Raw genomic sequence first — 12,112 nt, 5'->3', positions numbered from 1 at the left:
CGCAGCGGGCGCTGCGCCCTTATGATTACTTCACGCGTGATACGTATTCGCCGGAGCGGGTATCCACTTTGATCACTTCGCCAGTCTGTACGAACAGAGGAACCTTAACCACAGCGCCGGTAGACAGCGTGGCTGGTTTACCGCCGGTACCTGCGGTGTCACCTTTCAGGCCTGGATCGGTTTCAACGATTTCCAGCTCAACAAAGTTCGGTGGAGTCACAGCGATAGGCTGGCCGTTCCACAGGGTCACGATGCACTCAGCCTGATCCAGCAGCCATTTGGCATTGTCGCCGATAGCTTTCGCGTCAGCAGACAGTTGCTCGAAGGTTTCGTTGTTCATGAAGTGCCAGAACTCACCGTCGTTGTACAGGTAAGTCAGGTTCATATCAACAACATCAGCGCCTTCTGCGGAGTCAGTAGACTTGAAGGTTTTCTCAACACGGGTACCGGTCAGCAGGCGGCGCAGCTTAACGCGTGCGAATGCCTGGCCTTTACCTGGTTTAACGAATTCGCTGGCTTCAACCGCGTACGGTTCGCCGTCCATCATGATTTTAAGACCAGCACGAAAATCGTTGCTATAGTACGTTGCCATAAGGCCCTCTAAATTTGTTAACTGGTAGCTAAGCCACAAAATGGCGCATATTGTAACCCTAAACACCCCGTCCAGAGAAGATTGGTTATCGCAACTTGCCGATGTAATCACCAGTCCTGATGAATTGCTGCGTCTTTTAGACCTCGATCAGCACCCAGAGTTGCTTGCAGGCCGGGAGGCTAAGCGCCTCTTTGCCCTGCGCGTTCCCCGCGCGTTTGTTGCCAGAATGGAGAAAGGCAACCCAGACGATCCTTTGTTAAAACAAACGCTTACTTCTCAGGATGAGTTCATTACCGCGCCGGGCTACAGTACCGATCCGCTGGAAGAACAGAACAGCGTGGTGCCTGGTTTATTGCACAAATACCTCAACCGCGCCCTGCTGCTGGTAAAAGGCGGCTGTGCGGTAAATTGTCGTTATTGCTTCCGTCGCCACTTCCCGTATGCCGAAAACCAGGGCAATAAACGCAACTGGCAGGTCGCGCTGGACTATATCACCGCCCATCCGGAGCTGGATGAGATTATTTTTTCCGGTGGCGACCCGCTGATGGCGAAAGATCATGAGCTGGACTGGCTACTGACTCAGCTTGAAGCCATCCCGCACATTAAGCGTCTGCGCATTCACAGCCGTTTACCGATTGTCATTCCGGCACGTGTCACTGACGCTCTGGTGGCGCGACTGGAGCAGTCCCGGTTGCAGGTGCTGCTGGTAAATCATATTAACCACGCCAATGAAATTGACGATGCATTTCGCGCGGCGATGTCGCGTCTGCGTAAGGCGGGGGTAACGCTGTTGAACCAGAGCGTTCTGCTGCGTGGCGTGAATGATAGCGCCCGCGTGCTGGCAGACCTGAGTAATGCCCTGTTTGATGCAGGCGTGTTGCCCTATTACCTGCACGTGCTGGATCGCGTTCAGGGCGCAGCCCATTTCATGGTGACGGATGAAGAAGCCCGGCAGATTGTGCGTGAACTGCTAACGCTGGTGTCAGGCTATATGGTGCCGAAGCTGGCACGTGAGATTGGCGGTGAGCCGAGCAAGACGCCGCTGGATTTGCAGCTAAGGCAGAGCTAAAAAGGCAGGTGGCGCTACGCTTACCTGCCCTACAGGTGCTAAGGGAGAGAGTAGAAGGCGATCAGTTCGGGCACTTGTAGACCTGGCCGCTCATCTGGCTGGCCGTGGGCACGAAGCTGGACAGCATTCCCTGCGTTGGGCTGCTCACGCCGTAAATCACGTTCCCGCCCATTGCCGCAGCCTGATTACGCAGGGCATTCGCCGCACCGCGCATTGAACCGCCCTCTTCGCCATGCTGGCCTGACATCCAGTTACTTTGCTCACCGGTTGCCGTGCCTAACAGCTGGCATTCGTTGCCCGGCTTATCTTCTACAAAGCGAACACCCTGGCCCGCTGCCGACAGCTCATTGCTGGAACTACAACCTGCCAGCAGCAACGCCGCCCCTACGATCCCTGCACAGACTTTTACGCGCATGTTATTCCTCGTTTTCAATAAGCTGGACAGTAGTTGTCCGTGTGTAAATCTTATACCTAAAAGATGACCAAAAGAAAAACCCCCGAGCATTTCTGCCCGGGGGTTTTTCACATTCTAAGCGGTAAAGCGCACGATTACATCATGCCGCCCATACCGCCCATGCCGCCCATACCTGCAGCACCTAAGTCTGGTGCGTCGCCTTTAGGCAGGTCGGTCACCATGCACTCGGTAGTGATCATCAGGCCCGCTACAGATGCCGCGTACTGCAGAGCAGAACGGGTCACTTTAGTTGGGTCCAGGATACCGAAGTCGATCATGTTGCCGTATTCTTCAGTGGCTGCGTTGTAACCGTAGTTACCTTCGCCCGCTTTCACTTTGTTCGCTACGACTGATGGCTCTTCACCGGCGTTGGACACGATCTGACGCAGAGGAGCTTCCATTGCGCGCAGCGCAACTTTGATACCCACGTTCTGATCTTCGTTCTGCGCAGTCAGGCCAGCCAGTTTCGCGGCAACGCGCACCAGCGCAACACCACCACCCGCAACAACGCCTTCTTCTACCGCAGCACGGGTCGCGTGCAGGGCATCGTCAACGCGCGCTTTCTTCTCTTTCATTTCAACTTCGGTCGCAGCACCTACTTTGATTACCGCAACACCGCCTGCCAGTTTCGCTACGCGCTCCTGCAGTTTTTCACGGTCGTAATCGGAAGTCGCTTCTTCGATCTGCTTACGGATCTGACCCACACGGCCCTGAATAGCGGCTTCTTCACCCACGCCATCGATGATGGTGGTGGTGTCTTTGTTGATCACAACGCGTTTTGCCTGGCCCAGGTCTTCCAGGGTCGCTTTTTCCAGCTCCATACCGATCTCTTCAGAGATCACGGTACCGCCGGTCAGGGTAGCGATATCCTGCAGCATCGCTTTACGGCGATCGCCGAAGCCAGGTGCTTTAACCGCAGCCACTTTCACGATGCCGCGCATGGTGTTGACCACCAGCGTTGCCAGCGCTTCGCCTTCAACATCTTCAGCGATGATAACCAGCGGTTTGCCTGCTTTTGCAACGGCTTCCAGCACTGGCAGCATTTCACGGATGTTGGAGATTTTCTTGTCAGCCAGCAGGATGAACGGGCTTTCCAGCTCAACAGCGCCAGTTTCAGGCTTATTGATGAAGTATGGAGACAGGTAACCGCGGTCGAACTGCATACCTTCAACCACGTCCAGTTCGTCTTCCAGACCAGTACCGTCTTCAACGGTGATAACGCCTTCTTTACCGACTTTGTCCATCGCTTCTGCGATCAGTTTACCCACGGTTTCGTCGGAGTTAGCGGAGATAGTACCTACCTGAGCAATGGCTTTAGAGTCAGAGCACGGTACGGACAGCGCTTTCAGTTCTTCAACAGCAGCAGCGACAGCTTTGTCGATACCACGTTTCAGATCCATTGGGTTCATGCCTGCCGCAACGGCTTTCAGACCTTCGGTGATGATCGCCTGCGCCAGTACGGTCGCGGTGGTGGTACCGTCGCCTGCAGCGTCGTTCGCTTTAGAGGCAACTTCTTTCACCATCTGCGCACCCATGTTTTCGAACTTGTCTTCCAGCTCGATTTCACGTGCAACAGACACACCATCTTTAGTGATGGTTGGCGCGCCGAAGGATTTATCCAGCACTACGTTACGGCCTTTCGGGCCCAGGGTCACTTTAACTGCATCTGCCAGTACGTTTACGCCGCGGAGCATTTTTACACGAGCGTCGTTACCGAATTTTACGTCTTTAGCTGCCATGTTCTTATTTCCTCAAATTCTCGTGCGTAAATTACGCTTCAACAATTGCCAGAATGTCGCTCTCGGACATGATCAACACTTCTTCATTGTCGATCTTCTCGGATTTCACGCCGTAGCCATCGTTGAAAATTACGATGTCACCAACTTTAACGTCCAGTGGCTGCACAGTTCCGTTTTCCAGGATGCGGCCCTTACCGACAGCGATGATTTCGCCACGCGTTGATTTGGCTGCTGCAGAACCGGTCAGAACGATACCGCCAGCAGACTTGGTTTCAACTTCTTTACGTTTGACGATCACACGATCATGTAACGGACGAATACTCATTGATAGCTCTCCTTTGAGAAAGTCATTATCAGTTATGGATGACGCCGGCCCGCATGCGGTTTTCCGACTAGTGCCCTGAGAGATGGGGATAGCTTTTTACCCCTTCAAGGGGGAGTTGAAAAAAAAATTTGCGAAAGTGTTACCATCGCCTCTCTTTTGGTATTGGCTGGGCGATGTCAATGAGTGGACTCAAGCAGGAACTGGGGCTGGCGCAAGGCGTTGGCCTGCTCTCAACCTCCTTGTTAGGAACGGGCGTGTTCGCCGTACCCGCACTGGCGGCACTGGTAGCCGGCAATAACAGTCTGTGGGCGTGGCCCGTTCTGATTGTGCTGGTTTTCCCGATTGCCATTGTGTTTGCCATCCTGGGGCGGCATTTCCCCAGCGCGGGCGGCGTGGCACATTTTGTCGGGCTGGCCTTTGGCCCGCGACTGGAGCGTGTGACCGGCTGGCTGTTTCTCTCCGTCATTCCGGTTGGGCTGCCTGCGGCGTTGCATATTGCGACCGGCTTTGGCCAGGCGCTGTTTGGCTGGCATGACGAGCAACTGCTGCTGGCCGAACTGGGTACGCTGGCTATCGTCTGGTGGGTGGGTTCACGCGGAGCCAGCTCCAGCGCCAACCTGCAGACACTGGTTGCGGTGCTGATTGTCGCGCTCGTTGCCGCTATCTGGTGGGCGGGCGATATCACCGTAAAAGAGATTCCCTTCCCGGCCGTGACGGACGTCAACCACTCACAGCTTTTTGCCGCGCTCTCCGTCATGTTCTGGTGTTTTGTCGGGCTGGAAGCCTTTGCCCATCTGGCGTCGGAATTTAAGCAGCCTGAACGTGATTTTCCCCGCGCGCTGATAATCGGCCTGCTGCTGGCAGGTACGGTCTACTGGGCTTGTACCGTGCTGGTGTTGCACTTCAACGCTTTCGGAGCGGATCTCGCCGCCGCGGCATCACTGCCGGGTATCGTGGTTGAACTGTTTGGCGTGAAGGCGCTGTGGATCGCCTGCGTAATTGGCTATCTGGCCTGTTTTGCCAGCCTTAATATTTACATCCAGAGCTTTGCCCGTCTGGTGTGGTCACAGGCGCGCGAGAAGCCACAGAGCCGCCTTGCGCGCCTGTCCAGACGTCAGCTTCCCTTGAATGCTCTGAATGCCGTGCTGGGCTGCTGCGTGGTGAGTACGCTGTGCATTTACGCACTGAAGATCAATCTGGACGCGCTCATCGTCTACGCCAACGGTATTTTCATCATGATCTATCTGCTGTGCATGCTGGCGGGTTGCCGTCTGCTGAGCGGTCGCTATAAAGCCCTGGCCGCGGTGGGAGGTATGCTTTGCCTGCTGTTACTGGTGATGGTGGGATGGAAAAGTCTGTACGCCATTATCATGCTGGCGGGGCTGTGGCTGGCGCTTTAACAGGCCCGGTAAGCGAAGCGCCACCGGGCAACAAAATCACCGATCGTCTTTGTGATCTAAACGGTCGTGTTGTTCATCCTTACGCTGATACTCCCCTTCAAAGGTATCCCCTGGCCCGGTACTAAAACCACCGCCCGGCATACGGCTAAAGCGCAGATGCGGCAGCAGCTTCATGGTCAGGTGCTTTTGCACCGGCGGCAGTAGCAGCAGAAGGCCGAGGAAGTCGGTGAAGAACCCCGGCAGGATCAGCAGCAGACCGGCAATAATCAGCGATACGCTTTTGATCATCTCTGCTGCCGGGCTTTCGCCTGCGGCCATCTTTTGCTGCATTATCAGGAAATTTTTGAAGCCCTGGTTACGCACCAGCGACATGCCGATGACGGAGGTGAAAATCACCAGAATCAGGGTCAGCAGGACGCCCAGCACATGGGCGACCTGGATGAAAATGGAAATCTCAATGTAAACATAGAGAAAGAAAGCGATAAACGGTATCCAGCGCACTGGCATCTCCTGTGTGGCAGAGGCCATCAAGCCCCTGTCTGAATGTGTTCGCGACGCGCGTTTGTATGAGATGGTGACGGTTAGCGAAAATTCAATCAGTTTGCACGGATATTTTTTTTGGAAATATTAAAGCGGTGACTCATTTCACAGATTAATAATTATCATGGAATCGGGTCGATAATAAGTGATCCAGATTACGGCAATTCGCTATCATCAGCATATGATCTCGGGCATCTGGCTGATTGAGGGAATAATCGTCGGCCAGAAAATATTCAAAACCACATAAATACTGTGTGTTTAGTACAATCCATCGGCAGCTTGAAAAGAAGGTTCACATGTTAAACAACATTCGTATCGAAGAAGACTTGTTGGGTACCAGGGAAGTTCCAGCGGATGCCTACTACGGTGTTCACACTCTGAGAGCGATTGAAAACTTCTACATCAGCAACAGCAAAATCAGCGACATCCCTGAGTTTGTCCGTGGCATGGTGATGGTGAAGAAAGCCGCAGCACTGGCCAACAAAGAGCTGCAAACCATTCCTAAAAGCGCGGCAAATGCGATTATCGCGGCCTGCGATGAAGTGCTGAACAACGGAAAATGCATGGACCAGTTCCCGGTTGACGTCTATCAGGGCGGCGCGGGTACCTCCGTCAACATGAATACCAACGAAGTACTGGCAAACATTGGCCTGGAGCTGATGGGTCACCAGAAAGGTGAATACCAGTACCTGAACCCGAACGACCACGTGAACAAATGCCAGTCCACCAACGACGCCTACCCTACCGGCTTCCGTATCGCGGTGTATGCCTCTGTGGTGAAACTGGTGGACGCGATCAACCAGCTGGGCGATGGCTTCCAGCGCAAAGCGGTTGAGTTCCAGGATATCCTGAAAATGGGTCGTACCCAGCTGCAGGACGCGGTGCCAATGACCCTCGGTCAGGAGTTCCACGCGTTTAACGTGCTGCTGAACGAAGAAACTAAAAACCTGCTGCGCACCTCCGAACTGCTGCTGGAAGTGAACCTGGGCGCCACCGCCATCGGTACACGTCTGAACACCCCGGACGGCTATCAGCAGCTGGCGGTACAGAAGCTGGCGGAAGTCTCTAACCTGCCAGTTGTGCCTGCAGAAGACCTGATTGAAGCCACCTCAGACTGCGGCGCCTACGTCATGGTACACAGTGCCCTGAAACGTCTGGCGGTGAAACTGTCCAAAATTTGTAATGACCTGCGCCTGCTCTCTTCCGGCCCGCGCGCTGGCCTGAACGAAATCAACCTGCCAGAACTGCAGGCGGGTTCCTCCATCATGCCGGCCAAAGTAAACCCGGTGGTGCCAGAAGTGGTGAACCAGGTGTGCTTCAAAGTCATCGGTAACGATACGACCGTGACCATGGCCTCCGAAGCGGGTCAGCTGCAGCTGAACGTAATGGAGCCAGTGATTGGTCAGGCGATGTTCGAATCCATCCACATCCTGACTAACGCCTGCTACAACCTGCTGGAAAAATGCATTAACGGCATCACAGCGAATAAAGAAGTCTGTGAAGGTTATGTCTATAACTCCATCGGGATCGTCACTTACCTCAACCCGTTCATCGGTCACCACAACGGCGACATCGTCGGTAAGATTTGCGCCGAAACCGGTAAGAGCGTGCGTGAAGTGGTGCTGGAGCGTGGGCTGTTGACCGAAGCCGAGCTGGACGATATCTTCTCGGCCCAGAACCTGATGCACCCGGCATATAAAGCGAAACGATATACCGATGAAAGCGAACAGTAACCGTTCAGGCTAAGCTTCCGAAAGGCACGTCACTTGTGACGTGCCTTTTTTCTTTTTAGGCGTTACCAAAATACAACAATTCAATATCAACTTGTTAATAAGCAAGGCAGGTCCTTATGTTTGGAGCAGAACTCGTCATCGTCCTGTTGGCGATTTATTTGGGAGCAAGACTCGGGGGTATCGGCATCGGTTTTGCCGGCGGTCTCGGGGTGCTCGTTCTTACCCTTATCTTTCAGATTAAACCCGGCGCTATCCCGTTTGACGTTATCGAAATCATCATGGCCGTTATTGCCGCTATCGCCGCCATGCAGGTGGCTGGCGGCATGGACTATCTGGTCAGTCTGGCGGAGCGTATGCTGCGCCGTCATCCAAAGTACATTACCTTCCTTGCCCCGCTGGTGACCTGGTTTATGACCATTCTCGCCGGTACTGGCCACACCGCCTTCTCCACGCTGCCGGTGATTACCGAAGTGGCAAAAGAGCAGGGCATTCGTCCGTCTCGCCCACTCTCCATTGCGGTGGTGGCGTCCCAGATTGCGATAACCGCCTCGCCTATCTCCGCGGCGGTGGTGTTCTTTGCCGGTATCCTGGAACCCATGGGCGTGAGCTACCTGACACTGCTGGCGATCTGTATTCCGGTAACGCTGATTGCGGTAATGATCACCGCTGTGCTGTGTAACTTCCTTGGCGCTGAACTGAAAGACGATCCGGTTTATCAGGAACGCCTTGCCAAGGGTGAAGTGAGCCTGCGCGGCAGCCAGGTCTTCAAGCTGAAGCCGCACGCAAAACGTTCTGTGGTGTTGTTCCTGATCGGTATCGTCGCCGTCATGTTCTACGCGACCGCCATCAGTGACACCGTAGGTCTGATCCAGAACCCGGTCCTGCCGCGTAACGAAGCGATCGTTGTATTCATGCTGACCATCGCCACGCTGATTAGCATCACCTGTAAAATTGATACCAGCGAAGTGCTGAACGCCAGCACCTTCAAATCCGGTATGAGCGCCTGTGTGTGCGTGCTGGGTGTGGCCTGGCTGGGCGATACCTTCGTGAAAGCGCACATCAGTGATATCCAGACCGTCGCTGGCGACCTGCTGCACAACTATCCGTGGCTGCTGGCGGTCGTGCTGTTCTTTGCTGCCACCCTGCTTTACTCTCAGGCGGCGACCACCAAAGCGCTGATGCCTGCGGCACTGATGCTGGGCGTAACGCCGTTAACCGCCATCGCCTCGTTTGCTGCCGTCTCTGCCCTGTTCGTGCTGCCAACCTACCCAACCCTGCTGGCGGCGGTAGAGATGGATGACACCGGCTCTACCCGTATCGGTAAGTACGTGTTTAACCATGCATTCCTGATCCCAGGTGTGGTCGCGATTACGCTGTGCGTCATCCTCGGCTTTATCATCGGGGGCGTGGTGCTGTAAACCGTTGCGGGTTGTAAAAATAGTTAAAATTGGGCCGCTCTGCGGCCCGTTTCATTAATGACCTATTGTCTTGCGTGATATAGTGAAGCCTTTCGTGATGAGGAGGTCGACTTATGAACACGCCTGATGCTGTTGTCGTACTGTGTACCGCCCCTGATGAAGCTTCCGCCCAGGATCTCGCCGCCAAAGTGCTGGCCGAAAAACTGGCCGCCTGCGTAACGCTCCTTCCCGGTGCCACTTCCCTTTACTACTGGGAGGGCAAACTGGAGCAGGAGTACGAAGTCCAGATGTTGCTCAAAACCAATCAGGCGAATCAGCAGGCGCTGCTCGACTGCCTCAAATCTCATCATCCTTACCAAACTCCGGAGCTGCTGGTATTGCCCGTGCTCCACGGTGATAACGACTATCTCTCATGGCTCAACGCTTCCTTACGCTGATCCTGCTGCTGTGCAGCACATCAGTCTTTGCCGGGTTGTTTGACGCACCCGGCCGTTCGAACTTCATTCCGGCCGATCAGGCGTTTGTTTTTGATTTTCAACAAAACCAGCACGACCTGACCCTCACCTGGCAGGTGAAAGAGGGCTATTATCTCTACCGCAAGCAGGTAAGCATTACCCCTGCCCAGGCAAACGTAGGGGCTTTACAGCTGCCTGCCGGCGAGTGGCACAAGGATGAGTTTTACGGCAAGAGTGAGATCTACCGCCAGCGTTTAAGCGTGCCCGTCACCGTGAATCAGGCGGATAAAGGCGCGACCCTGACGGTGACCTATCAGGGCTGTGCGGATGCCGGATTCTGCTACCCGCCAGAAACGAAGATCGTTCCCCTCAGCGAAGTGAAGGCGGCGGCTGCCTTTTCCCCTTCTTCACCCGGCGAGACGCGTGAAGATCGCGCTGACCTTCCATTCTCAGCGCTTTGGGCCTTACTGATTGGCATTGGCATTGCCTTTACTCCCTGCGTACTGCCGATGTATCCGCTTATCTCCGGCATCGTGCTGGGGGGTAAGCAACGCCTTTCCACCGCACGCGCCCTGCTGTTGGCCTTTATTTATGTGCAGGGGATGGCGTTAACCTATACCGCCCTTGGCCTTGTGGTTGCCGCTGCGGGGTTACAGTTCCAGGCCGCCCTTCAGCACCCTTACGTGCTGATTGGCTTGTCGGTTGTCTTCATCCTGCTGGCATTGTCGATGTTCGGCCTGTTTACCCTGCAGCTGCCGTCGGCGCTGCAAACCCGTTTAACGTTGATGAGTAACCGTCAGCAAGGGGGGTCGGCAGGTGGCGTGTTTGTCATGGGGGCCATCGCCGGATTAATTTGCTCTCCCTGTACCACCGCCCCGCTGAGCGCCATCCTGCTCTATATCGCCCAGAGCGGTAATATGTGGCTTGGGGGCGGAACACTTTATCTCTATGCGCTGGGCATGGGCCTGCCGCTGGTGCTGGTGACAGTATTTGGCAACCGCCTGCTGCCAAAGAGCGGCCCGTGGATGGAGACGGTGAAAACCGCGTTTGGCTTTGTCATTCTCGCGCTGCCCGTTTTCCTTCTCGAACGCATCATCGGTGACGTCTGGGGTATGCGCCTGTGGGCGATGCTCGGTGTGACCTTCTTTGCCTGGGCGTTTATCGTCAGCCTGGGGGCGAAAAAAGCGTGCATGCGCCTGGTGCAAATTCTTCTGCTCGCCGCCGCGCTGGTAAGCGTACGCCCACTGCAGGACTGGGCGTTTGGTTCACCCGTCGGTCAGACGCAGGCGCATCTGAACTTCACCCAGATTAAGAACGTGGAAGAACTCAACAGCGCTCTGGCGGAGGCGAAAGGTAAACCGGTGATGCTCGATCTCTATGCAGACTGGTGTGTCGCCTGCAAAGAATTTGAAAAATACACTTTTAGCGATCCACAGGTGCAACGCGGGCTGAATGAGACGCTGCTGCTCCAGGCAAACGTCACCGCCAACAGTGCGCAGGACAAGGCGCTGTTGAAACACCTTAACGTTCTTGGTCTGCCCACCATTTTGTTCTTCAATGAACAGGGGGAAGAGCAGCCAGAACAGCGTGTCACCGGGTTTATGGATGCAACGGCATTCAGCGCGCATTTGCGCAATCGCCAACCGTAAACAACACTTTAAACGGGACAAACCGTTGGGAATAGCGGAGGAGAAAACCGTGCAACGCGAAGACGTACTGGGACAAGCCCTGCAATTACTAGAGATTCAAGGGATCGCCAGCACCACGCTTGAGATGGTAGCCGACCGTATCGATTACCCCGTGGATGAACTTAAGCGCTTCTGGCCGGATAAAGAGGCGCTGCTTTATGATGCCCTGCGCTATCTCAGCCAGCAGGTTGATGTCTGGCGCAGGCAGCTGATGCTGAATGAAGATCTGACCGCGGAACAAAAGTTGCTGGCGCGCTATACGGCCCTGACCGAATGCGTCAGCAACAACCGCTATCCGGGTTGTCTGTTCATCGCCGCCTGTACCTATTTCCCCGATCCTGGTCACCCTATCCATCAGTTGGCGGATCAGCAAAAACGGGCAGCGCATGACTTCACTCACGAGCTGCTGACCCGTCTGGAAGTGGATGACCCGGCAATGGTAGCTAAACAGATGGAGCTGGTGCTGGAAGGCTGCCTGAGCCGCATGCTGGTGAACCGTAGCCAGGCCGATGTGGATACGGCCCATCGTCTGGCGGAAGATATTCTGCGCTTTGCCCAGTGCCGAATGGGTGGGGCGTTGACGTAAGCGTAGTTTAGCTTTTTGCTGCAGAAGCCAGCACATTGCCGTAAAGTTAAGCAGTTGAACCGTTTTTCCCGAAATAATGTTGACGCCCGGTCGCGATTACGGTTTAATGCGCT

General features: G+C 54.9%; 12 protein-coding genes. 7 read left to right on the top strand and 5 right to left on the bottom strand.

Annotated elements, in window-relative coordinates:
* Positions 1-25: 25 nt before the first annotated feature.
* Positions 26-592 (bottom strand): elongation factor P, encoded by a 567-nt coding sequence (gene efp, locus C5687_RS20440; RefSeq protein WP_025758229.1) that lies wholly within the window; start codon positions 590-592, stop codon positions 26-28.
* 40 nt (positions 593-632) lie between these two features.
* Between efp and epmB the strand changes: the two genes are divergently transcribed.
* Positions 633-1,661: an EF-P beta-lysylation protein EpmB gene (gene epmB / locus C5687_RS20435; RefSeq protein WP_025758227.1), complete on the top strand. Its 1,029-nt coding sequence runs from the start codon at positions 633-635 to the stop codon at positions 1,659-1,661.
* A gap of 61 nt (positions 1,662-1,722) precedes the next feature.
* Here the strand turns inward: epmB and C5687_RS20430 are convergent, their stop codons facing one another.
* From C5687_RS20430 to C5687_RS20420, 3 genes are all read right to left on the bottom strand, one after another.
* Complete coding sequence (locus C5687_RS20430; protein WP_025758226.1) at positions 1,723-2,076, bottom strand: DUF4156 domain-containing protein; 354 nt, start codon at positions 2,074-2,076, stop codon at positions 1,723-1,725.
* Between the two features lie 134 nt (positions 2,077-2,210).
* Entirely contained in the window at positions 2,211-3,854 is a 1,644-nt protein-coding gene (groL, locus tag C5687_RS20425; protein WP_025758225.1) for a chaperonin GroEL, read from the bottom strand.
* A 31-nt stretch (positions 3,855-3,885) separates the two neighbouring features.
* Entirely contained in the window at positions 3,886-4,179 is a 294-nt protein-coding gene (locus C5687_RS20420) for a co-chaperone GroES (RefSeq protein WP_003855929.1), read from the bottom strand.
* 179 nt (positions 4,180-4,358) lie between these two features.
* On the opposite strand from C5687_RS20420, the gene yjeH reads away from it, so the two are divergent.
* Positions 4,359-5,579 (top strand): L-methionine/branched-chain amino acid transporter, encoded by a 1,221-nt coding sequence (yjeH, locus tag C5687_RS20415; protein WP_104557684.1) that lies wholly within the window; start codon positions 4,359-4,361, stop codon positions 5,577-5,579.
* Between the two features lie 36 nt (positions 5,580-5,615).
* On the opposite strand, the gene C5687_RS20410 is transcribed toward yjeH, so the two are convergent.
* Complete coding sequence (locus tag C5687_RS20410; protein WP_025758222.1) at positions 5,616-6,080, bottom strand: FxsA family protein; 465 nt, start codon at positions 6,078-6,080, stop codon at positions 5,616-5,618.
* 335 nt (positions 6,081-6,415) lie between these two features.
* Here C5687_RS20410 and aspA point away from each other — a divergent pair, with 335 nt between their 5' ends.
* From aspA to C5687_RS20385, 5 genes are all read left to right on the top strand, one after another.
* Positions 6,416-7,852, top strand: coding sequence for an aspartate ammonia-lyase (gene aspA / locus C5687_RS20405; RefSeq protein ID WP_003855923.1), 1,437 nt, complete (start codon positions 6,416-6,418; stop codon positions 7,850-7,852).
* Positions 7,853-7,968: 116 nt separating this feature from the next.
* On the top strand, positions 7,969-9,270 hold the full coding sequence (locus tag C5687_RS20400) for an anaerobic C4-dicarboxylate transporter (RefSeq protein ID WP_013095257.1): 1,302 nt from the start codon (positions 7,969-7,971) through the stop codon (positions 9,268-9,270).
* A 113-nt stretch (positions 9,271-9,383) separates the two neighbouring features.
* Complete coding sequence (cutA, locus tag C5687_RS20395) at positions 9,384-9,707, top strand: divalent cation tolerance protein CutA (protein WP_025758221.1); 324 nt, start codon at positions 9,384-9,386, stop codon at positions 9,705-9,707.
* Entirely contained in the window at positions 9,683-11,374 is a 1,692-nt protein-coding gene (locus tag C5687_RS20390) for a protein-disulfide reductase DsbD (protein ID WP_104557682.1), read from the top strand. Before cutA ends, C5687_RS20390 begins: the two co-directional genes overlap by 25 nt.
* 49 nt (positions 11,375-11,423) lie before the next feature.
* On the top strand, positions 11,424-11,999 hold the full coding sequence (locus C5687_RS20385; protein WP_104557680.1) for a transcriptional regulator: 576 nt from the start codon (positions 11,424-11,426) through the stop codon (positions 11,997-11,999).
* The last annotated feature ends 113 nt before the right edge of the window (positions 12,000-12,112 follow it).

The sequence above is a fragment of the Enterobacter sichuanensis genome, from assembly GCF_002939185.1.
GTDB lineage: Bacteria > Pseudomonadota > Gammaproteobacteria > Enterobacterales > Enterobacteriaceae > Enterobacter > Enterobacter sichuanensis.
The sequence above is the reverse complement of the archived record's forward strand: the minus strand, read 5'-3'. Positions and strand labels throughout refer to the sequence as shown.

What these genes read in the sequence shown, in the direction of transcription:
- efp (WP_025758229.1), bottom strand. Translation starts at nt 592, where the DNA reads ATGGCAACGTACTATAGCAACGATTTTCGTGCTGGTCTTAAAATCATG.
- epmB (WP_025758227.1), top strand. Translation starts at nt 633, where the DNA reads ATGGCGCATATTGTAACCCTAAACACCCCGTCCAGAGAAGATTGGTTA.
- C5687_RS20430 (WP_025758226.1), bottom strand. Translation starts at nt 2,076, where the DNA reads ATGCGCGTAAAAGTCTGTGCAGGGATCGTAGGGGCGGCGTTGCTGCTG.
- groL (WP_025758225.1), bottom strand. Translation starts at nt 3,854, where the DNA reads ATGGCAGCTAAAGACGTAAAATTCGGTAACGACGCTCGTGTAAAAATG.
- C5687_RS20420 (WP_003855929.1), bottom strand. Translation starts at nt 4,179, where the DNA reads ATGAGTATTCGTCCGTTACATGATCGTGTGATCGTCAAACGTAAAGAA.
- yjeH (WP_104557684.1), top strand. Translation starts at nt 4,359, where the DNA reads ATGAGTGGACTCAAGCAGGAACTGGGGCTGGCGCAAGGCGTTGGCCTG.
- aspA (WP_003855923.1), top strand. Translation starts at nt 6,416, where the DNA reads ATGTTAAACAACATTCGTATCGAAGAAGACTTGTTGGGTACCAGGGAA.
- C5687_RS20400 (WP_013095257.1), top strand. Translation starts at nt 7,969, where the DNA reads ATGTTTGGAGCAGAACTCGTCATCGTCCTGTTGGCGATTTATTTGGGA.
- cutA (WP_025758221.1), top strand. Translation starts at nt 9,384, where the DNA reads ATGAACACGCCTGATGCTGTTGTCGTACTGTGTACCGCCCCTGATGAA.
- C5687_RS20390 (WP_104557682.1), top strand. Translation starts at nt 9,683, where the DNA reads ATGGCTCAACGCTTCCTTACGCTGATCCTGCTGCTGTGCAGCACATCA.